Raw genomic sequence first — 20,991 nt, forward strand, 5'->3', positions numbered from 1 at the left:
CCCCACGTCACTCGCCGTGCGGGAACCTAACCCCGCCCGCAGCCTTTCAGCGCAATCCGCAAGGCAACCGCAAGGTGCGCAACAACCCGCGCGCGTCCTCCCGGCACACCTCACTCCACCGTGCCAGCAGCCGCGCCGCGTGTTGCCGCACGTGAGTCGGCGCCGATTGGTCGAAAGCAACGTCACGCGCAACCAACGCAGCCCGATCCCACAGGTCAAGTCGCTTGACGGCCATCTTGGCCGCCGCATGCAACCGCACCAGCGGCCCAAATCCCGGATCCATCGCCATGGCGCTCAGCTCATCCGCTGCCTCCGACGTCCTGAAGACGGCTATCGCATCGAGCACCTGTACTCGCTGCAACGGTTTCGCCAACGGCAGCAGGTCTCGCAGGACTTCCAGCACCTCACCATGTCTGGTTGGCCACCTCTGGCCGATGATCCACGCGGCGTTCGAACGTGCGAGCACGGGCAGGGCGTTGTCACGTGCTATCGAGTCGAGCAGCGGCAGTGCCTCGGCCCGGCCACGAGCACCGAGGTCGGACAGGTCGTCCGCCGCCCACCACCGCAGCACCGGGTTCACCGCGTGGTCCGCCGCGATCGAGGCGAACAGGCGGGCACAGGCCGCTCTGTCGTCGATCGACCGGTGAAGCAGGAATCTTGCCGCCTCCCTGCGATGCTGTGGAGACAACGCCGGGTTGTCGCGAATTCTGCGCAACTCGCTGAACGCCTCGAGCGATCTCAGCTCCTTGACTCGATGTCGCCACGACGCATCGACATCGTTGAGCAGGAAGTCACGCACCGACGGCTCGTGCGCGACATCGCAGATCACCAGCGCGGCACCACGACGGTCGCGCATGGGTCGATTCTCGTCCAGCACCAGCGTGCGTAGACGAGCGTGGACTTCCGGCCAGGCGCCGAGTTCCGCTGCCTTCTTCAACGCCGTGAGAGATCCGTCGGCGATGAGCAGGGAAACCGCCTCAGCCGCGTGTGAAAACGAGTACCCGGCCAGCGCCAAGGCTGCGCGACCGTTTGTGTCGTCGTGTTCCGGGAGCCTGGTCACCTCGTGCGCCGCTGCTTCCGCCTCGGCCAGCAAGGGCACGTCGCCCCAGCCGTCGGGCCGGGGCATGCGGTCTTCCAACGAGGCCCATCGATCGGCCAGCAGAACTCGCTCGACCGTTGTTCGTTCTGCCCTGGGCAGGTACGCGGCCAGGGCCGCTGCCGCCTCGTCGCTCCGCTCCGGATCGCGCACCAGTGCCATGATCAGGTCCGTCAGCCGGGGAGAGCCTGACGGAGCCAAGCCGAGCAACGTCTTGGTCGCGTCCACGCGTTCGGAGAGCCGCAGATGCCGACTTTCCGCGAACCGCCACACGACCTCGGTCATCTGCTCCTGCAGCGTCTGGTCCAAGTCGGCGAGTTCCACCGCGGCGGAGCAGCGGTTGGTGACCGACTCGTCCGGATCGTCCAGCACAGACCTGAAATAGCGGACCGCGGGAGCGCTGTCCCCGTTCAACGCTCGGAGCCCGTAGGCGTAGAGCCGGAAGCTGAACCGGGAGTACTCGTCCTCTGAACAGGCGCGGAGTGCCTGGCTGTCCACCAGGGAGGCAGCGTCCGCAGTCTCGTTGCGACTGGAGTCCGGGGATGCGACGACCCGTTGCAGGCGGGCCCGCACATCAACGCCGAAATGCGCTAGGTGTCCAACGAGATGCTTCCACCTGTGAATGTTCATGACGCTCGACGCGACGAACACGACATCGACGGCGCTTTCGAGCTGTGCCGGGTTCGCGTCTGCGGCCTTGACGGCGGCCTCAGCGCGGGTGCCGAGGCCAGCCGACTCGTCGGCGGCGATGTCCTGCAGCACTTCCAGCGGCGGCTCGTGACCGAGAAGCTCCAGCGCCTTCACCACGAGCCAGCGGTGCTCCGGAGTGGTGCCCGGAATGCGGAACAGTTCGAGGAGCGCCGCAGCGAGGTCGTCCCGGACGCCCCGACCGGTTGAGGCGAAGTACCGAGCGGTGGAGGAGGGATCCCTGATCAGACCTGTCCGAAGCGGTTCCAGTACACCGGCCAGCGCCACGCGGTGGAACGCTCTGCCCAGCGTGACAAGCCCTTGCACGGCGTACAAGCGAGTGCGCAGACTCCGTTGCCGGTCTTGGACCAATGCAGTCAGCTCGTCGGCGGCCGCACGGCGATGCTCGGCGCTGGCGAAGGCGAACACGCTACCGATTTCCGACAACACCTCGTGATCGCGCGCAAGCACGAGCAGCTCCCGCAGTGCCCGTCCAGCCAGCACGGGTCCCAGCCGGTGCAGTCCGGCCCAGGCCTTGGCCCGGACATCGGGATCGCGCTCGCTGGACGCGATCGCCAGCAGGTGTTCGCCGGCCAGTGCGTGGAACTCGGGAGCACACCTGATCAGCTCGTTCGCAACCTGGCAGCGGGTGTCCGGGTCCAGGCTCAGGTCGGTCAGCGCGGCGCGCAGCCGTGCCGTCGCGGTGGCGCGGTGCGACTCGCCCAGATCGGCCAGTTCGCGCAAGGGGTAGACGAACTCGAAGCGAAGCTTGGGGCCGTAGCGGTGTGCCCGCTCCAGGTGTACCGCGGCCTCGTCGTGGAACGCCGGGCCGAGATCGCCCAGCTCCGCCGCGATCGCCACCACGTCGATCCAGGAGGTGTGCGGAGCGGCCAGCAGGCCACGCATGAGGTCGACGGCGAGATCACGACGACCGGCCTTCACCAGTGATTTCACGTACCACCACCGATCGGATGGTGCCGTGTCGAATGCATCGATGCATGCCAGGAGCAGCTCGCCCGCCTTCGCGCGCATCCGCGGCCCGAGCAGTGCCAGAGTGACCGCGGCATCGGCCCGGTTTCCGGCCGGGCGCCGACGATCACGGACGACCTCCGTGATCGCCTCAGCCGCCGATTCCTGTTCGCCGAGCGCCATCAAGCCGAGCACGGCGTCCCGTTTGCCGAACATGTTGTGCACCGGGTCGCGTACGACGCCGAGGAGAACCTCGGTGCAGCGCCCGTGGAACTCCGCGTCGATCTCGATGAGGCCGGTAGCGGCTTGCACCAGTTCCGCGTTCGTGCTGCCCAGGTCGGACAAGACCCGCTCGAGCGCGGCCACCGCGAAATCGCGGGCCTTTCCACCAAACGCAGCGAGCACAACGGCCGCCGTGCGGCAGTCGTTGCCGCTCGCCAAGAGATCGCCCAGCACGGAACGCAAACCGCGTTCAGCCGCCTCCCGCTCAGCCGACCCGCTGTGGGCCAGGGCTTCCGCCGCCATCAACCGGTGGCGGACGGCCGCGGATCCGTCGTCAACGGCAGATTTGAGCAAGACCAGGGCTTCGGTCAGGTGAGCGGCACGGAGCCGCACCACCAGTGCCTCCGCCGCCTCGGCACGGGACTCGAACGGCGCGAGCTGATCTCGCATCAGCTCCGCCAGCCAGTCCGTGAGGCCGTCGTGGTGGGTCGCCCGGCTCACCTGGCTGACCATCAGCCTGGCCGGGTACTGGGTGGTCATCGCCCAGGCCTTGGCCACCGTGAGGAACTCGTCCACCAACGCCGAGCCGGCCGGCAGGTGCTTGGCGAGCAGCCGCGCCGCGAGCAGGTGCTGCTCGGCCTGACCGGCGCGCAGCCAGTCCAGCAACCGGTCGGCTTCCTGAACGTGCAGGCGGGTGTGGTGCAGCAGAACGGCGCGCGCGAACCGGCCTGACTCGAACGGCTGGGCCTGGTGGAGGAGCTCGGCGAAGGCCGGATGCGCGGGGGCGAACTCGGCGGGCAGTTCACGGGCCATCGCCGTGGCCGCGACGTGTTCGGCGAAGCTGTGGTGCAAAAAGGCGAGATCGCGACCGCGTTGGACGAACAGGCCGCACGCCTTGAGGTGCGTGATGAGGTCCGCGGCGGGACCGGCGTCGGGGTGCTGCCGGGCCCAGGTGTGAATTGCCTCGATGAGGGACGTGTCGGATTCGAGGCGGGTGCGTCCCAGGTGTTCGATCAACGGCACTCGGTGGCGTTCGAAGGTCGCTGGCGTCGACTCGGGTTTCCTGATATGGGCGAGGTAGGCCTCGTAGAGCTCGTATTGGTTGCCCGGCAACGGCTTCTGCGCGTGTTGCTCGAAGACGATCGCGGCGATCGTCGCGAGGAGCGGAATCTCGACCAGCTCGAAGAGGTGGGCCCCGCGAACCTGCTGCAGGAACCGGTTGGCGCAGTCCTCCCCCTCCTCGTCGAACCAGCTCGTGGCGAACCCGCGCAGAGCCTCGTCGTCGAACGTCTGGAGCTCGTAGCGGCACGCGATCCGTTGCAGTGAGGCGAGCGCACCGCCCTCGGTCGGGCGGGTGGTGAGCAGCACGCGGTAGGTCGACTTCTTGGCCCAGGCGGCGAGCGTGTGGACGATCTTGGCGCGGGTCCGGGGGTCGGCGACCTCGTCGAGGGCGTCGACGAGGAGCAGCCAGCGGCAGCCGGCGACACGGGTGCCGAACAGGGCGGGGTCGAGCGGCCCCACGAGGAGGTGGCCGTATTCGGCAGCGGCGCTGTCGGCCAGGGCCTGGGTGAACGACGGGCCCAGGTGCTCGGCCAGCACCCGAGCCGGGATGCGCAGCGGCAGGACGGGTTCGGCCATCGGTGCGTCGTCGGACTTGGTGGCCCACTGGCGGATGATGTCCGCGGTGAGACGGAGGGTCAGGGTCGACTTGCCCTGACCGGGGCCACCGGTGATGACGAGGTGGTCGTCGGAGTCGAGGGCCGCGCGCATCGGCTTGGACGGAGGGCGCACGGCGACGCGGACGACCGAGTTCGGCGGCATCTCGACGAGCCGGCCGTGTTCGTCGAGCATCGGCGTGGGACGTTGTTCCGGCTGGGCGTCTTCCACTCCACTGCCCACGTCCTGACGGACGTAGATCGCTCCCAGCGACGGTTTGCGAGCACCAGGGAGCTGGTACGGGAGGAGCTCGGCGCACTCCTCTTGGGCCCACAGCAGGTCCTGGACGGCAGCGGGCAGGGCGGTGGTCGACGCCCAATCGGCCGGTGGGGGACACGGCGGCACCGGCGGGGTTGCGGGTGGAGCGTGGGTGATGTGCACGTCGCCGTGGATGTTGCGGGCCTGGAAGCCGATGCCGTGGACGTCGCCCATGGAGTTGGCGGTGTGATCCTCCTGCGCCATCGACGGATGGTCTCACGAAGCGACCGTCCATTTAGTGCCAAATCAAGGACGTTCTAGGCGCCTGCCAGGTCGCCGGCCACGTGGATGACGGTGGGACGGTCGACGGTGAAGGCCTTGCGGAGCGCCGTGGCGAACCTGTCCTGGTCGTCGACGGTCACGCCGTGGCAGTTGAGGCCCTTGGCGACGCGCGGGAAGTCGATGCCGGGGAGGTTCACGGCGTGGACGGGGTCGTTGCGGGCGGTCATCTCGCGGCGGATTTCGCCGTAGCCGCCGTTGTCGGTGATGACGACGGGGAGGGGCAGGCGTTCTGCGGCTGCGGTGGCCAGTTCGGGGAGGGTGAACATGATGCCGCCGTCACCGTGCAGGGCGACGACCTGGCGGTCGGGGGCTCCCAGTTTGGCGCCGATGGCGGCGGGGAGGCCGTAGCCGAGGGTGCCGAGGCCGGTGGGGTGGAGGAAGCTGGCCGGGCCTTCGAGTGGGAGGTTGGAGAGGGTGCCGTAGTAGCAGGCCATGGCGCTGTCGGCGGCGATGATGGCGCCTGGGGAGAGCGCCTCCCTCATGGCCTCGACGAGGGGGAGCCAGGGGGCCCCTTGGGTGCGGGCGTGGCGGTGGAAGAGCTTTCGCCAGCGTTCGGCGCGGGTCGGAGCGTCGGGGGTGGACTTGCCCTTGCCCAGGCGGTGGTTCAGGGCGGCGACGGTGGCTTGGGCGTCGCCGACCAGGCGGTAGTCGGGCGAGGCGTTGGTGATCATCTGGGCCGGGTCGACGTCGATGCGGATGAGGTCGCCGGTGAACTTCAGCGGGCCGTTCCAGAGGTCGGTGGTGGCGAGTTCGGTGCCGATGGCGAGGACCACGTCGCAGTCGGCGATGAAGTCGGCGACGGCTTTGTGGTGCAGGCCGGCGCCGATGGAGAAGCGGTGGTGTTCGGAGAAGGTGCCCTTGCCGTTGGCGGTGGTCACGACCGGGGCGCCCAGGCGTTCGGCGAGGGTGGTGATCTCCTCGGCGGCCCACTTGGCGCCGCCGCCGATGATCAGGCCGGGGCGGGTGGCGGAGTCGAGGCGGCCTGCTGCGGCGGCGATGGTGACGGCGTCGGCGGGTGGGTGTGCGACGAGGACGGGAGCGACGTCGGGGGCCTTGTCGAGGGCGTCGACAAGGTCAAGGGGGATTTCGAGGTGGGCGGGGCGGGGGCGGCCGGCGGTCATGTGGGCGAAGGCTTGCGCTACGGCGAGCGGGATCTCGGCGACGCTGTGGACGCGGTTCGAGTAGCCGATCACCGCTTCGAAGGCGGCGGACTGGTGGCGGACCTCGTGCAGGGTGCCGTTGCCGCGGCCGGGGTGGCGCAGGGGCATGCCGGGTGAGATGAGCAGGACCGGGACGGAGTCCGAGTACGACTGGGTGACGGCGGTCATGGCGTTGAGCACGGCCGGGCCGCTCGTCGTGAGGCACACGCCGGGCCTGCCGGTGACGCGGGCGTAGCCGTCGGCGGCGAAGCCGGCGCCCTGTTCGTGGCGGGGCGTGACGTGCCGGACGCCGTGGTCGGCGAGAGCCCGGTAGATGCCCAGGTTGTGGGTGCCGGGGATGCCGAACACCAGCTCGGTGCCGTGTGCCTTGAGCGCGCGCACCAGCGCGTCACCACCGCTGATGCGAGGAACCGTCATGCTCACGCCACGTGCAGACCGCCGGAATCGTTCAACGTGTCACCCGAAGGGATGATCAGGGCGTCGACGGCCAGCACGCCGTCCGGGCCGACGCGGACCGGGTTGAGCTCGATCTCGGCGAGGTCCTGGCGGGTGGTGATGACGTACGACAATGCGGCGATGACCTGTGCCAACGCGCTGAGGTCGACCGGTTGCGCACCCCGCCAGCCACGCAGCAGCGGCGCCGTCTTGAGGCGGCTGAGCATGGCTTCGGCAGTGGTCGGCGTCACTGGCGCGAGTTCGACCGCGGTGTCCTGGAAGAGCTCCGCGTGGACGCCGCCGGCGCCGACGACGATCACCGGGCCGAACGACTCGTCGCGCTTGGCGCCGATGATCAGCTCGACGGCGTCCTCGCGCGTGTCCATCTCCTCGAGGACGTACGTGCCGGGCCCGAGCCGGGCCTGCATCTCCTCGAAGGCGGCAGCGGGGTCGGTGAGGTTGGTCTTCACACCGCCGTGTTCGCTCTTGTGGGTGAGCCAGTCGGCCTTGAGCACGAACGGCGCGGTCAACGTGGTCGCGCTGGCTTCCTCGGCGCAGGTGACCGGGTGGGCTTCGGGGAAGCGCACGAAGTCCAGCAGCTCGCGAGCCGCCAGGTAGCCCGGCCGGTACATGCCTGCCGACGTCTCGCGCAGGCTCGCGGCACGACCCGCGGGCCGGCTGCCGAAGCGCGCCGCGTCACCGAGCGCGGCCACCACGCGCTCGATCGTGTGCTGCACCGGAACACCGCCGGAACGCAAAGCCCGCACCGCCGCGGAGTCGGTGCACATGCTGTGCGCGACGACCGGGACACCGGTTTCCCTGGCCAGCGCACAAATCCGCGTGGCGACCGCGACCTCGACGGGCTCCAGCGAGGGTGTGTCCGCGCCGTAACTGCCGAAGTACCCGGACAACACGACCGAGTCGACGTCGCCGCCACGCACCAGCACCTCGACCGCGCGGGCGTAGTTCTCCAGGTCCCGCTCCCCCGCCCCGGCCAGGTCGATCGGGTTGCGCGTCGACGCACCCGCCGGCAACCCGTCCACCGCGCTCAGGGCGGGCACCGTCAGCCCGGCCGCCACGGCGAGGTCCGCCGCGATGGCGCCCTGACCACCGGAGTCCGCGAGGATGCCGACCCTGACTCCCCGCGGCACCCCGTGCGTGACGACCGCCGCCAGGTCCACCAACGCGGCCGGCGTCGCCACCCGCAGAGCCCCGGACCGGCGGCACGCGGCGTCCACGACGTCCAAAGAGGACACCAGCGAGCCGGTGTGCGACAAGGCGGCTTCCCGCGCCGCGGCAGAGGCACCGATCGTCAGCAACACCACGGGCTTCCCGGCGGCACGCAGCTCCCCCAGCGCCGTGACGATCCCCGGCCCGAAGCTCTCCAGGTACACGCCGACCACGGTCGTCATCTCGTGCGAGACCAGGTCCAGCAACGCTTCCGCCGCCGTCACGTCCACCTGGTTGCCGACCGACACGAACCGCGACACCCCGAGCCCGGCCGACGCGGCCAGCCCGGCGATCTCCAGCCCCACCTGCCCGCTCTGCGACACGACCCCGAGCGACCCCGGCTGGAACTGCCCCCACGCCAGGTGCAACGACGTCGCCGCGTCGTACACGCCAAGGCAGTTCGGCCCGAGCAACCGCGCCCCCGCCGCACGGATGCGGTCGATCACCCGGTCGTCGATCGTCGACGGAATGCCGACGAAACCACGTGTTCCCAATGCCAACGCCTCGTCCACCACGGCCTCGACGTGCACGGGAGGCACGGCCAGCACCACGAGCTCCGGTGCTTCCGGCAGTTCCGAGAGCGACCGCACGGTCGGCTGCGACAACACCGCGCCACCACCGCGGTTCACCAGGTGCACCGCTCGACGACCACGGCCGGCCAACGCACCACGAGCCAACCAGTGACCCCACTTGGCAGGGTCGTCACTCGCCCCCACCACGGCGACGGAGGCGGGATCGGAAAAGATCATCTCGCACCGAGTCCACGGGAGATGATCAGGCGCTGGATGTCGGAGGTGCCCTCTTCGATCTCTTCCAGCTTCGCGTCACGCATCCAGCGTTCGACCGGGTACTCGCGCGAGTAGCCGTATCCCCCCAAGGTCTGCACCGCCGCGTGCGTGCACCACATCGCGTTCTCGGACCCGACCAGCTTGGCCATCGCAGACTCCTGCGCGACCGCCTCACCCGCGTCGTACAAGGCAGCGGCCCGCAGCGTGAGCAGGTGCGCGGCGTCGACACGGGTGGCCATGTCCGCCAGCCGGAACGCCACCGCCTGGTGCCGCACGATCGGGACGCCGAACTGCACACGTTCAGCGGCATAAGCGGAAGCGAAGTCCAGCGCCGCCCGCGCCAGCCCCGTGCACGCCGCGCCGATCAGGATGCGCGAGGCGTCGAACGTCCTCATCAGCCCGGAGAACGCGTGCCCTTCCGCACCAAGCCGGTTCTCCACGGACACGCGCACGTCATCCAGGAACACCTCGGCGTTCACGATCGCGCGCTGGCCCATCTTCCGGAACGGCGGCCCGACCGTCAGCCCCGGCGTGTCCCGCGGCACCACGAACGCCGTCACCCCGCGCGCCCTCTTCGCCGGGTCGACGGTCGCGAAGATGACGAACATCTCGGCGTACGGGGCGTTCGAGATCCACGTCTTCTGTCCATTCAGGACATAAGTGTCACCGTCACGGCGCGCGGACGTCTGGATGCTCGCCGCGTCGGAACCCGCGCCCGGCTCCGTGACCGCGACAGCGGTGATCGGCGGCGTGTCGCTCCCGAGCGGGGTCAGGAACCGTTCCTGCTGCTCAGGCGTGCCGAGGTGCTCGACCGGCGCGCTGAAGAACCCGTTGGACGTGATCAGGTTGCCGATGCCGATGTCGCCGTGGCAGAGCTCCTGCTGGACGAGCACCTGGGTGGTGAGGTCGGTGACGCCGCCGCCACCGGACTTCTCCGGGATCATGAACGTCGTCAGCCCCAGCTCCGACGCCTTGCGCCAGAGGTCGAGCGGCGACTCGGTGTCAGCCTCGTCGACGGCGCGGGCTCGCGGGCGGATCTCCTCCGCGGCGAAATTCCTGGCGAGCTCGACGAACTGGTGCTGTTCCGCCGAGCGTCTCAGGCCGTCTCTGACGGTCCGCCCCATCTCCCACCCCTAGGTTGACTGACGAGTCAGTTATCCACGGTCCACCGGGGAGCCTAGCCGCATCAGGGCTGGTAAGAGGGGTCGCAAACGGGTGAGTAGCGTGCTCGTTCGTGGAGGTGGTGATCACCTGCTTGGAGCAGCCGGACATACAGATACGACTAGTCGGTGAGGAGCCGTTCGACGACGACATCAGGTCGGTCGGCGTGACGCTGCGCGCCGGGCCTGGACGTCAGGCACGGCGCCGAAGTGACCGACTGGGCCAGCGGGCGGTCAGTGGCGGCGAACCGCCACTGCGACACAAGAAGCCTGTTGAGACGGCGTACCCCTCCGCGTCAGGCGCGGAAGGCCGCCCGCACGATCTCCAGCGCTTCCTCCCGCGACAACCCCAACTCGGCCGCCATCGACGCGTACGCATGAGCCGCCGACCGCACCCGCTCGCGGTTGCTGTCCCCGTTCGCGCTGACCACGGTGCCCGCCCGGCCTCGCGTTTCGACGAGGCCGGCTTCCTCCAGCTCGCGGTAGGCGCGGGCTACCGTGTTCACCGCCAGGCCCAGGTCTTTTGCGAGCGCGCGCACTGTGGGCAGTTTGGCGCCGACCGGCAGTTCGCGATTTGCGATGGACTGCGCGTAGTGCACGCGCACCTGCTCGTACGGGGGCGTCTCCCCGTGGTGGTCGATCTTCACTGCGCCTTTCCTCCCCGCATGTAGCTACCTCTGTGTTGACCAACGGGCGAGGGCGGCGGAGGTTGCGGGTCGATTCAGCGCGAACTGAGATTGGTCTGGTCCGCGCCCATGCGGCGCGAAGGTCGCACGTCCGAAAACGAGACAGGCGCGATTCGAAACAGTCACGCACCGAAACCGGAGCAGACCGGTCAGCGTTCTAGTCCGCGGGTTTCGGCGCCACCACCGTGCCGAGAGCGCGCGTTACGACGATCGGTTCAGCCAGCACGTCCGCCGCTGACGGCCCGCGTTCCGGCGCTGACCTGCACACCACCCGCGCTTCGAACTGGATCTCGCGCGAGCGCTTTCCGATGCGCACCAACGTGGCCACGGCCTCGATGACATCACCGGCTTGAATGGGCGCTATGAACTCCACCGAGCTGTACCCCGCGAACAGGCCCTCGTCGGAGTCGGTGTGGATGAGCATCTCGGTGGCGACGTCGCCGAACATGCCGAGCCCGTATGCGCCGTCCACGAGGTTGCCGCCGTAGTGCGCGTGCGAGTGCGGCACGTAACGCCGGTGCGCGACGGTGAATCCTTCGACCAAAGCCCCGCTCACGCGGCGACCCCCTTTTTCTCCTGCATCGCGTGCACCAGGTAGCTCGCGACCTCGCCCGGAGTGGTACCCCGGGAGAAAACCCGATCAACCCCCAGCTCGCCCGCCATCAACGGGTCGAACCGCGGACCACCGGCCACCAGCAACGGCCGCTTGTCCCCCATCGCCTCGCGGAACGCCGCCGACATCTCCTGCGTGTTCAGGATGTGCGCGTCCCGCTGGGTGACGACCTGGGAGATCAGCACGGCGTCGGCCTTCTCGGCACGCGCGGACCGCACCAGTTCCGGAACGCTCACCTGCGCGCCGAGGTTCACGACCTTCAGCTCGCGGTAGTACTCCAGGCCCTTCTCGCCCGCGAAGCCCTTGATGTTGAGGATCGCGTCGATGCCGACGGTGTGCGCGTCCGTGCCGATGCAGCCGCCGACGACGACCAGCTTGCGCCGCAACACCTTCTTCAGCGTCGTGTTCACCTCGGCCGGGCTGAGCAACGGGTACTCGCGCTCGACGACCTTGACCTCGTCGAGGTCCACGAGGTGCTTCACCGAGCCGTAGACGACGAAGAACGTGAAGTCGTCGCCGATCGGGCTGGAGTGGACCACCATGGCCGGGTCCATGCCCATCTTGTTCGCGAGCTGCTGCGCCGCGCCGTCCGCCTTGGGGCCGAAGGGGATCGGCAGCGTGAACGACGTCTGGACCATGCCGTCGCCGGTGGTGTCGCCGTAGGGCCTCACGTACCTGCTCACTGCGCGGCCTCCAGCATCTCGCTCGCGGGGTTGAAGTACGTCTCGGCCTTCTCGACCACGCCGTCCGCGCCCTTGCCCTTGTCCGCCGGGCGTTTCATCAGCCCGAACGTGCCGTCCGCGATGGCGTTGAGCAGCCCGTCGTCGACGATGCGCCCGAGCAGGTCGACCGCCTCGCCGAGCACCTGGTGCGCGCGCTTGACGATGAGCCCGTCCGGCGCGGGCCGGAAGTCCTCCGCGAGGCTGCCGGCCGCGTTGAGCACGTACCGGACGTTCTGCAGCGCGAGGTCGCGGTCCGACAGGAACGGCGTCACGACCGCTTCCGTCATCATGCCGACGAGCAGGATGGACTGTCCTGTGAGGACACCCGCGAGGTTGAAGAAGCCGTCCAGGAGGTAACCGTTGAACACGTCGCCGGTCATGTGCTTGGTCGGCGGCATCCACTTGAGCGGCGCGTCCGGGAAGAGCTCGCGCGCCAGCAGTGCGTGAGCGAGCTCGAGGCGGAACGAGTCCGGCACCTTCGGGTTGATCTCGAACGCGTGCCCGAGGCCCAGCAGGTGGTCGGGCAGCCCCGCCTCGTGGGCGAAGTGCTCGTTGAGCAGCTGGCTGACCGTCACCGTGTGCGCGGCGTCGACGGCGTCCGCGGTGGTGAGGTAGTTGTCCTCGCCGGTGTTGATGATGATGCCGGCGCGCGCGTGGACCTGGCGCGAGAACCGCTGGTCGACGAACGTGCGGATGGGGTTGATGTCGCGGAACAAGATCCCGTACATCGAGTCGTTCAACATCATGTCGAGCCGTTGGAGCCCCGCCAGGACAGCGATCTCCGGCATGCACAGGCCGGACGCGTAGTTGGTCAGCCGCACGTACCGGCCGACCTCCTTCGACACGTCGTCGAGTGCCGCGCGCATGATCCGGAAGTTCTCCTGCGTGGCGTAGGTGCCCGCGAACCCGTGGTGCGTGGCGCCTTCCGGCACGTAGTCGAGGAGGGACTGCCCGGTCGAGCGGATGACGGCGATGATGTCGGCACCGGCGCGGGCGGCGTTCTGCGCCTGGACGACGTCCTCGTCGATGTCGCCGGTCGCGACGATCAGGTAGATCCAGGGGCGTTGGGCGGGGTCGCCGAGCTTTGCGACGAGCTTGTCGCGCTGGGCCCGGTTGCGGTCGACCGTCTTCAGGCCTTTGGCGACGGCGGAGGTGGCGGCCTTTTTTACTGTGTTTAGGTCCCTGCCAGTGGGGATTGCGAACTGGATCTGCCCCGCTGCCGTTGCTTCGGCGAGCTCGGTGAGGCTGGCGAGGTTGTGTTGGCGCAGTGCGTGGAACGCCGGCAGCACCACCCCGTGCTCCAGGCCGCACTGCTCGCGGACGGTGTCGATCACGCGGTTGACCCACGGCACGTCACCGGCGCGGTGGGTGGAGTCCGCGCCGGTGATGCCGGCCAGCCGCAGCGTGGCGCGCTCGACCGCGACCGTGGTGTGCGCCTTCGCGATGGACACCACGGGTTCGGCCGCCCGCGCGGCGAGCTCGCGCGCGGTGGCGACGACCTTCGGGTCGAGGTCGAGCAACGCCATCAAGTCACTTCCTCTCGTAGATCGTCCGGCCGTTCAGCACGGTCCGCACGCACACCGGGGCAGGCCCGGTGAGGTCGGGCAGGCCCGGCACACCCGACCGCGGGTCGGTCGACCAGCGCTGCACACGCGCATCGGACCCAGCCACCACGAGGTCACCGGTCTCCCACACGGCATAAGTAGCCGGAGCACCAGGCTGCAAAGTGCCGGTCACACCGTCATCGACCCCGGCAGCGCGCCAGCCACCACGCGTGTGGGCGGTGAAAGCGGCACGAGGAGACACACCGAAGCCCTCGGTCTGGTGATGGACAGCTGCGCGCACAGCTGCCCACGGATCGATAGCGGTCACTGGCGTATCGGAGCCGAACGCGAGCACGACACCCGCAGCGGCCAACCGCGAAAAGGGATTGAGCCCCACTCCGCGTTCCGCACCGAGCCGCTGGACGTACATCCCGGCCGGCCCGCCCCACTCGGCGTCGAAGAGCGGCTGGACCGAGGCGATCACGCCCCACCCGGCCAGTTGCTGAGCCTGCTCCGCCGAGACCATCTCGACGTGTTCCAAGCGGTGTCGCGCGGAGGCCAGAACAGGAGTGCCGAGGGTCTTTTCGGCGATCGTGAAGCCCTCGATCACGGCGGCCATGCCGGCGTCACCGATGACGTGGAAGCCCGCCTGCAGACCAAGCGAGGTGCACTTCACCAGGTGGTCGGCGATCTGGGGACCGGACAGGTACAGCGCGCCGGACGTGTCCGCGTCGGCGTACGGCTCGACCAACGCGGCCGTGCGCGAACCGATCGCGCCGTCGACGAAGTGGTCGCCGGCCAGACCCTGCACGGAAACGCCAGGCAACGAGTGATCACCCCAGTAGGCAACCACCTGCGGGCCCTCCCCCAACGCCAGCAGCTCGCGCAGGTCGTCCTCACCGGAGATGTCCGGGCCGGCGCATTCGTGCACGGACGCGATGCCCTTCGACGCCGCGTACCTCAGGAACGCCAGCTGAGCTGCACGGCGCTGGTCAGGCGTGATGGCGTCGCGTGCGATGCGTCGGACGTGATGGTGGGCTGCGCGTGCAAGGGGGCCCTCGGAGGAGTAGCCGTCAGCCGCACGCGTTTCGTCCGTGACGAGGTTCGACGACACGAGTGCCGAGTGCACGTCGATGCGTGACAGGTACACGCGCTTGCCCTGAGCCGCCTCGTCGATCTCCGCACGCGTCGGAGGGCGGTTCTCCGGCCACCGCGTCTCGTCCCACCCGTGGCCCCACACGAGCGGGCCGTCCGCCTCACGGACCTGCTGCAGCAACGCCTCCAACGACGGCGTGCGGGTCAGGTCGACACCGGTCAGCAGCAGACCGGCCGAGGTGGCGTGCACGTGGGCGTCGACGAACGCGGGCGCGACGAAGGCGCCGTTCAGTTCGATGACCTCGGCGTCGGGGTGCAGCGCGCGGCCGACTGAGTCCTGTCCGATCCAGACGACCACGCCGTCCGTGACGGCCATCGCCGACGCGTCCGGTGCGTAGATGCGGCCGCCGACCAAAAGTTGCGTACTCACGTCACGCAGTCTGCCTCTGCTCGAACAACGCCCGCACACCCGGCCGGGTGCGCACCAGGTCCAGCGCGAACGCGGCGTGACCTGGCACATATCCGTTGCCGACCAGCATCTCCACGTCCGCGGCCAGACCCTCCGCTCCCAAAGCGGCGGCACTGAACGAGGTCGCCATGGAGAAGAAGATCACGGTGCCGCCGTCCGCGGTCGCGAGGATGGCGCCGTGTTCGCATCCCGGCACGTCCACACACACGACCGTCACATCGACCTGTTTGCCCACGGCCTCGGCCACGGCGACGGGGTTTCGTGCGTCTGCGATGACGACCTCGTCCGCGAGGCCCGACGAACGCACCTGTGCCGCCTCACGTTCCGTGGGCACCAACGCGACGAGACGCGACGCACCGGCCTGACGCGCGGCCGCGAGAGAGAGCGACCCCGACTTGCCCCCACCACCGAGCACGAGCACGGACCCGCCGGGGTGCCGGCGCACGACCCGGTCGGTCAGCGCCGGCGCACCACACACGTCGAGCACCGAAAGCGCGAGCTCAGCCGGCATGTCGTCGGGCAGCACCGCCGCGATCGACCGACCGAACAGCACCGCGGTCCCCCGGCACGGCACCTGCTCGTCCTCGCCGCTCCAGTCCTGCAGCCCGTCGGTGATCCGCAGCGGCGTCAGCGTGAGGCTGACCAGTGTCGCGATCCGGTCACCGGCCGCGAGCCCGAGCGGGGACTCCGGTCCGACCTCCAGGACCGTGCCGAACAACATCCCGCCCGAGCCCGTGACCGGGTTCTGCATCTTGCCGCGCTCGGCGACGATGTCGAGCACCGCCTGCCTGACCCCGTCCGGCGTCCCGTGCGTCTCCCTGAGCTGCCGGAACGAAGCCGCGTCCAGGTTGAGCCGCTCCACCGCGACGATGACCTCGTCGGCGGCGGGCACGGGTTCCGCATCGAGCCGCCACGCCTGCTGCGGCAGTACACCCGCAGGGTCGAGGACACGGTGCAGTCCGTACGCGCTCACCTGAAAATCCTTCGGTCGACGACGCTGTCTCGAAGATATCTTCACGCGAAGCGTTGAGATCCCGCAAGTATCACTCAGGATTTACACGGAACCAGCGGCAGTCGTAGGGCGCCAGATCCACCTTGGCACCGGTCTTGGCCGGCTTCACCGTGCCGCCCGTCGCCAGGTCCGTGAGCACTCCGCCGGCCGGGACGCGCACCGTGATCTCCTGATCGGCGAAGTTGTGCACGGCGATCACCGAGCCACCGTCACAGTCCGCGCGATGGGCGAACACGGTCGGGTCGCCAACGTCGAGCACCTGCACAGCGCCCCACGCGAACTCAGGGGCCTCACGGTAGAGCTCGACCAGACGGCGCATCCACGCCAGCAACGAGTCGGGGTCATGGCGCTGCTTACCCGCCTCCTCCCAGTCCATCGGCACGCGCACCGCGAGCCGGCCTTCGAGCGACAGGTCCTCCTCCAGGCCGATCTCCTCGCCGTAGAAGAGCACCGGTGTCCCCGGCAGCGTGAACAGCAGGCTGTAGACCATCCGGATGCGGCGCTGGTCCCCGTCGAGCATGCCGGGCAGCCTCCGGCGCAAACCACGACCGTAGAGCTGCATCGAAGGATCCGGCCCGAAGGCGTCGAACACCTCCTGGCGTTCGTCGACCGGCAGCTTGTCCAGCGTCAGCTCGTCGTGGTTGCGGACGAACGTCGCCCAGTGCCCGTCGCGCGGTGGCTGAGGGCGTTCCTGCAGCGCCTTCGCCAGTGGCCCGCTCGTCCGCCGCGCCAGTGCCAGGTACATCGCCTGCATGCCGACGAAGTCGAAGCACATGGTCAGCTCGTCGCCGACGCCCTGGCCGTAGAAGGCCATCGTGTCCTTGTACGGCAGGTTCACCTCGCCGAGCAGCACGCCCTCACCGTTGCGGCGGTTGAGGAACGCCCGCAGGTCGGTGAGGTAGTCGTGCGGGTCGGGCAGCTCGACCGCGTCGGAGGGTTCCTGGTGCTCCAGCAGGAACGGGACGGCGTCCACGCGGAAGCCGCTCAGGCCCAGCTCCATCCAGAAGCCCATGATCCGCGCGATCTCGTCGCGCACGGCGGGGTTGGCCACGTTGAGGTCGGGCTGGTGCTTGTAGAAGCGGTGCAGGTAGTACTTGCCGACCTCTTCGGAGTACTCCCAGAGCGAGTTCTCCTTGTCGGGGAACGTGATGCCCTTCGGTCCGTCCTCGGGCGGCTCGTCGGCCCAGACGTACCAGTCGCGCTTGTCGGGGTCGTGGAACCACGGGTGCTGATCGGACGTGTGGTTCACGACGAGGTCGGCGATGACGCGCATGCCGCGGTCCCGTGCGGCGCGCACGAACTCCACGAAGTCGCCCAGCGAGCCGAGGCGTGGATCGACGGAGTAGAAGTCGGAGATGTCGTAGCCGTCGTCGCGTTCGGGCGTCGGGTAGAAGGGCATCAGCCACACACACGTGACGCCCAGTGCGTGCAGGTGGTCGAGGCGTTCGGTGGCGCCGCGGAAGCCGCTGTCGGAGAACGTCTCCACGTCCAGGCAGTAGAGGACGGCGTTCTTCCACCACACGTCCGAGGTGCGGATCACGCGGTCACCTCCGGCAGCACGTGCTCGCCGAACGCGTCGATGAACGGGTTCAGGTCCTGGCCGACGTGGTGCAGGTAGATCTCCTCGAAGCCGAGCGAGGCGTACTCGTGCAGCTGCTCGGCGTGCCACTTGAGGTCGTCGGAGATGTTGACGACGCCTTCGATCTGTTCGATCGGCACGTTCTCGGCGACCACGTCGAAGTGCTCCGGCAGCTCCAGGTCCCAGCACACCGGCGGGCGGAACACGTTGGTGCGCCACTGGTCGTGTGCGATCTTGCGGGCGGTGTCGAGGTTCTGCGCCCAGCTCACGTGCACCTGCAGGTGCAGCTTGCCGCGGCCACCCGCGTCCCGGTAGGCGCCGGCGACCTCGCGCAGGCGTTCCGGCGCGGCGTTGACGGTGATCAGGCCGTCCGCCCACGACGCGCACCAGCGCGCGGTCTCCGGGCTGACGGCGGCGCCGATCAGCAGCGGCGCCTCGCTCGGCAGCGTCCACAGCCGGGCGCGGTCGACGCGGACCAGGCCGTCGTGGTTGACCTCGTCACCGTTGAGCAGCGCGCGGATCACCTCGACGCACTCCTCCAGCCGCCGCGTCCTGATGTCCTTGCGCGGCCAGCCGTCGCCGGTGATGTGCTCGTTGCTCGCCTCGCCGGTGCCCAGCGCGGCCCAGAACCGGCCGGGGTACATCGAGGCGAGCGTGCCGATCGCCTGCGCGGTGATCGCCGGGTGGTAGCGCTGGCCGGGTGCGGTGACGACGCCGAACGGCAGCGCGGTCGCCTGCAGCGCGGCGCCGAGCCACGACCACGCGTACCCGGATTGGCCCTGCCGCTCGCTCCACGGGGCGAAGTGGTCGGAGCTCATCGCGGCGGTGAAGCCGGCCTGCTCGGCCCGCTGCACGGCGGCGAGCAGCTCGCTCGGGTGAATCTGCTCATGTGACGCGTGGATGCCGTAAACGGTCATGGCCCTTCGGTACCCAGGACGAAGATCGAGGCAACCTCTCCGGCGGTTCCGGCGTTCCCGAGTTGAGATCCACTTCACTCAGGGGAGTTGAACGATGACGTTCCGCATCGCAGCAGTGGCCGCGCTTTCCCTCGCCGCAGCGGCGAGTCCCGCGGTCGCCGCCACCGACGACGGCTGGTGCGGCAGCGAGGACCTGCTCATCACCGTCAGCGAGGGCAGGGCTCCGGTCGCGGCCGACCGGTTGTTCGCGATCCACCTGCAGACGGCCGGCAACGGCCCGTGCACCATCCGGGGGATGCTCAGCGAGGTGCGCTTCCTGCAGGGCGAGACCGACCTGGACGTGCCGATCGCGGGCGGCCAGCCGCAGGAGTGGCCGGAGTTCATCACCGTCGACGCCGACAGCGAGGCCGTCGTCTACATGAGCGCGCCGAAGAAGGCCAAGCCGCAGCCCGTTGACCACATCCGGTTCATCCTGCCTGGTAACGGCACCCGCGGCGACACCGTGACCGTTCCCTGGCCGTCCCCGGTCGGTGGTCTCGTCGACTTCGGCATCATCGTCTCGCCGGTGAGTTGAACCGATTCCACGTGACGTCCGTGTCCTCCTCAGCACCTCGGAGCTGAGGAGGATCGGCGATGTACAACGAGACCCGAGTCGGGACGGCGACCGTTGTCCAGTTCATCAGGCCGGACGGCTCGATCGAACCCATGGACGTCGACCTCCACTACCGCACGGACGATCCGCACGCCGTGACGCTGCGGTTCCACACGCGCGGACAGGAGTCGACCTGGCTGGTGGGCCGGGAACTGCTCGCGGCGGGGCTGCTGGCGCCGGCGGGGGTCGGCGACGTGCGGCTGCGGCGTGAGGAGGGGGACGTGCTGGTGCTCGAGCTCTTCACCGAGGACTCGCACGCGGTGTTCCACCTGTCCGCCGACGAGCTCGACCGCTTCCTGAACTCGACCTACCAGGTCGTTCCCGCCGGGCGGGAGGTCGTGGACTTCGACCTGCTGCTGAAAGACCTGCTGGCCTGAGCCGCGGCCGGGCGTTCGAGGAGCGGGGCGTCGTGACGGGCGCGGAGTTCGTGAGCCGTTCTCGACCGACAGACCAACCTGTCGTGCACGACACGGCGTACCTGGTGGCGGCGGTGCTGGAGTCGCTAGGCGAGCACCGGGGTGCGGGTCGCAGACTGAGAGCTCGTCCGTGCTGGGGGTTACAGCCTCAGCCCCAGCACCAGCTTCTCCCCCACGGCTATTTGCTTGAACCCGAGGTGCTGCCAGAACCCGATGGCGTGTGTGTTGTGGCGGCGCACGTGCACATGGACGCCCTTCTCCAGACGTTCGAGCGCCGCGCGCACGAGCCCACCGCCCATCCCCTTGCCCTTTGCACGCGGCAGCAGGTTCGCGTGCATGTGCGCGGGATAGTCGATGGCGAGCATGGGGTCGACGCGCGCCGGGTGGTGGATGTGGCGGACGACCCGGTTCGCGCTGGGTGACATCGGATAGCGGATGCGCAGGTCTGGCCACCAGTCGCGGTCAACGCGGTCTTCGAAGGCGACGCTGTCGATCGTGGCGACGGCATAGCCGCAGACGCCGTCGTCGTCCTCCGCCACGAAGGCGAGGTCGGGTTCAAAGGCGACGTACGGGCCGACGTAGGCGTGGCCGAGCAGGCGCGGGTCGTCGAACAGGTGGCGTGCGCCCTGGCCGCCGTTGCCGGTGTCGAGGCAGATGTCGTAGAGCGCGTCGAGGTCGGCGGGGTGGTACGCGCGGATCACGGCAGTTCGCGACGCTCGGTGATGACGACCGGGTCGGCGTCGACCGTGACGACCTCACCCTCGACGACCTGGCCGGGGCCGAAGCGGCGTTCGTGCTCGAACTTGAGCGCGGCGGCCTCAGCCTTGCGGGCGATGCGGCGGCTCACCAGGCGGCGGGTCGGCGGGAAGAGCAGGAACAACGCGGCCACGTCGCTGATGAAGCCCGGCACCATGATCATCGCCCCGGCCGCGGCGATGAGCACCCCGTCGGCCATCTCCTGGTGCGGCTGCTGACGCTTGAAGACCGACTCGGAGAACGCGGCCATCGTCTGCGCGCCCTGCCTGCGCACCAGCGTGAGCCCCACGAGGGTGCCGACCAGCAGCAACGCGATCATCGCGAGCGGACCGATCGCGTTGCCGACAGCGATCATGACCGCGATCTCGGCGAACATCCCGACGAGCAGCAGCGCGAAAAGGGGCATACCAGCACAACGTACAGGCGCTCGAAGTTGCTCCCACACCGCCTCCACCAGCGCCCGAGCCGAAATATTTACGGCACGCTAGCGGTGTGACAGGATATCTTTACGCAACCTCGACGCTGAG

At 69.2% G+C, this 20,991-nt stretch carries 16 protein-coding genes; 2 read left to right on the forward strand and 14 right to left on the reverse strand.

Translation table 11 applies throughout. The annotated features are described in order from the left end of the window. Positions 1-46: 46 nt before the first annotated feature. From BBK82_RS41085 to BBK82_RS41140, 12 genes are all read right to left on the reverse strand, one after another. Positions 47-5,152, reverse strand: a complete 5,106-nt coding sequence (locus BBK82_RS41085; RefSeq protein ID WP_065919748.1) for an NACHT domain-containing protein — start codon at positions 5,150-5,152, stop codon at positions 47-49. Positions 5,153-5,205: 53 nt separating this feature from the next. Then, positions 5,206-6,807, reverse strand: a complete 1,602-nt coding sequence (locus BBK82_RS41090) for a thiamine pyrophosphate-binding protein (RefSeq protein WP_065919749.1) — start codon at positions 6,805-6,807, stop codon at positions 5,206-5,208. A 2-nt stretch (positions 6,808-6,809) separates the two neighbouring features. Then, the gene (locus BBK82_RS41095) at positions 6,810-8,804 is read right to left on the reverse strand and encodes an acetate--CoA ligase family protein (protein WP_065919750.1); all 1,995 of its coding nucleotides are present in this window, start codon (positions 8,802-8,804) and stop codon (positions 6,810-6,812) included. Further along, entirely contained in the window at positions 8,801-9,967 is a 1,167-nt protein-coding gene (locus tag BBK82_RS41100) for an acyl-CoA dehydrogenase family protein (RefSeq protein WP_065919751.1), read from the reverse strand. Before BBK82_RS41100 ends, BBK82_RS41095 begins: the two co-directional genes overlap by 4 nt. A gap of 332 nt (positions 9,968-10,299) precedes the next feature. Continuing rightward, on the reverse strand, positions 10,300-10,650 hold the full coding sequence (locus tag BBK82_RS41105) for a GntR family transcriptional regulator (RefSeq protein ID WP_065919752.1): 351 nt from the start codon (positions 10,648-10,650) through the stop codon (positions 10,300-10,302). Between the two features lie 196 nt (positions 10,651-10,846). Then, positions 10,847-11,245: a 3-aminobutyryl-CoA ammonia lyase gene (gene kal, locus BBK82_RS41110; protein ID WP_065919753.1), complete on the reverse strand. Its 399-nt coding sequence runs from the start codon at positions 11,243-11,245 to the stop codon at positions 10,847-10,849. Next, the gene (gene kamE / locus BBK82_RS41115; RefSeq protein WP_237047856.1) at positions 11,242-11,985 is read right to left on the reverse strand and encodes a lysine 5,6-aminomutase subunit beta; all 744 of its coding nucleotides are present in this window, start codon (positions 11,983-11,985) and stop codon (positions 11,242-11,244) included. Before kamE ends, kal begins: the two co-directional genes overlap by 4 nt. Further along, on the reverse strand, positions 11,982-13,550 hold the full coding sequence (gene kamD, locus BBK82_RS41120) for a lysine 5,6-aminomutase subunit alpha (RefSeq protein WP_065921772.1): 1,569 nt from the start codon (positions 13,548-13,550) through the stop codon (positions 11,982-11,984). The genes kamE and kamD overlap by 4 nt, the downstream gene beginning before the upstream one ends. Positions 13,551-13,554: 4 nt before the next feature. Next, positions 13,555-15,102 (reverse strand): amidohydrolase, encoded by a 1,548-nt coding sequence (locus BBK82_RS41125; protein ID WP_065921774.1) that lies wholly within the window; start codon positions 15,100-15,102, stop codon positions 13,555-13,557. Beyond that, positions 15,095-16,105 (reverse strand): L-erythro-3,5-diaminohexanoate dehydrogenase, encoded by a 1,011-nt coding sequence (kdd, locus tag BBK82_RS41130; protein WP_065919754.1) that lies wholly within the window; start codon positions 16,103-16,105, stop codon positions 15,095-15,097. The genes BBK82_RS41125 and kdd overlap by 8 nt, the downstream gene beginning before the upstream one ends. A 70-nt stretch (positions 16,106-16,175) precedes the next feature. Further along, complete coding sequence (locus BBK82_RS41135) at positions 16,176-17,684, reverse strand: alpha-amylase family protein (protein ID WP_237047857.1); 1,509 nt, start codon at positions 17,682-17,684, stop codon at positions 16,176-16,178. Then, complete coding sequence (locus BBK82_RS41140) at positions 17,681-18,640, reverse strand: TIGR03885 family FMN-dependent LLM class oxidoreductase (RefSeq protein WP_065919755.1); 960 nt, start codon at positions 18,638-18,640, stop codon at positions 17,681-17,683. Before BBK82_RS41140 ends, BBK82_RS41135 begins: the two co-directional genes overlap by 4 nt. A gap of 94 nt (positions 18,641-18,734) precedes the next feature. On the opposite strand from BBK82_RS41140, the gene BBK82_RS41145 reads away from it, so the two are divergent. Then, positions 18,735-19,214, forward strand: coding sequence for a hypothetical protein (locus BBK82_RS41145; protein WP_065919756.1), 480 nt, complete (start codon positions 18,735-18,737; stop codon positions 19,212-19,214). Between the two features lie 59 nt (positions 19,215-19,273). Beyond that, complete coding sequence (locus tag BBK82_RS41150) at positions 19,274-19,669, forward strand: SsgA family sporulation/cell division regulator (protein WP_065919757.1); 396 nt, start codon at positions 19,274-19,276, stop codon at positions 19,667-19,669. A 179-nt stretch (positions 19,670-19,848) separates the two neighbouring features. On the opposite strand, the gene BBK82_RS41155 is transcribed toward BBK82_RS41150, so the two are convergent. Together BBK82_RS41155 and BBK82_RS41160 are read right to left on the reverse strand one after the other, a co-directional pair. After that, positions 19,849-20,409, reverse strand: coding sequence for a GNAT family N-acetyltransferase (locus tag BBK82_RS41155; RefSeq protein ID WP_065919758.1), 561 nt, complete (start codon positions 20,407-20,409; stop codon positions 19,849-19,851). After that, positions 20,406-20,870: an FxsA family protein gene (locus BBK82_RS41160; protein ID WP_065919759.1), complete on the reverse strand. Its 465-nt coding sequence runs from the start codon at positions 20,868-20,870 to the stop codon at positions 20,406-20,408. The genes BBK82_RS41155 and BBK82_RS41160 overlap by 4 nt, the downstream gene beginning before the upstream one ends. Positions 20,871-20,991: the final 121 nt, after the last annotated feature.

The organism is Lentzea guizhouensis (assembly GCF_001701025.1).
Taxonomy (GTDB): domain Bacteria; phylum Actinomycetota; class Actinomycetes; order Mycobacteriales; family Pseudonocardiaceae; genus Lentzea; species Lentzea guizhouensis.

Excerpts from the sequence above, each read along its gene's own strand:
- BBK82_RS41140 (WP_065919755.1), bottom strand. The coding sequence starts at position 18,640 with ATGACCGTTTACGGCATCCACGCGTCACATGAGCAGATTCACCCGAGC.
- BBK82_RS41085 (WP_065919748.1), bottom strand. The coding sequence starts at position 5,152 with ATGGCGCAGGAGGATCACACCGCCAACTCCATGGGCGACGTCCACGGC.
- BBK82_RS41100 (WP_065919751.1), bottom strand. The coding sequence starts at position 9,967 with ATGGGGCGGACCGTCAGAGACGGCCTGAGACGCTCGGCGGAACAGCAC.
- BBK82_RS41150 (WP_065919757.1), top strand. The coding sequence starts at position 19,274 with ATGTACAACGAGACCCGAGTCGGGACGGCGACCGTTGTCCAGTTCATC.
- BBK82_RS41160 (WP_065919759.1), bottom strand. The coding sequence starts at position 20,870 with ATGCCCCTTTTCGCGCTGCTGCTCGTCGGGATGTTCGCCGAGATCGCG.
- BBK82_RS41090 (WP_065919749.1), bottom strand. The coding sequence starts at position 6,807 with ATGACGGTTCCTCGCATCAGCGGTGGTGACGCGCTGGTGCGCGCGCTC.
- BBK82_RS41095 (WP_065919750.1), bottom strand. The coding sequence starts at position 8,804 with ATGATCTTTTCCGATCCCGCCTCCGTCGCCGTGGTGGGGGCGAGTGAC.
- kamD (WP_065921772.1), bottom strand. The coding sequence starts at position 13,550 with ATGGCGTTGCTCGACCTCGACCCGAAGGTCGTCGCCACCGCGCGCGAG.
- BBK82_RS41145 (WP_065919756.1), top strand. The coding sequence starts at position 18,735 with ATGACGTTCCGCATCGCAGCAGTGGCCGCGCTTTCCCTCGCCGCAGCG.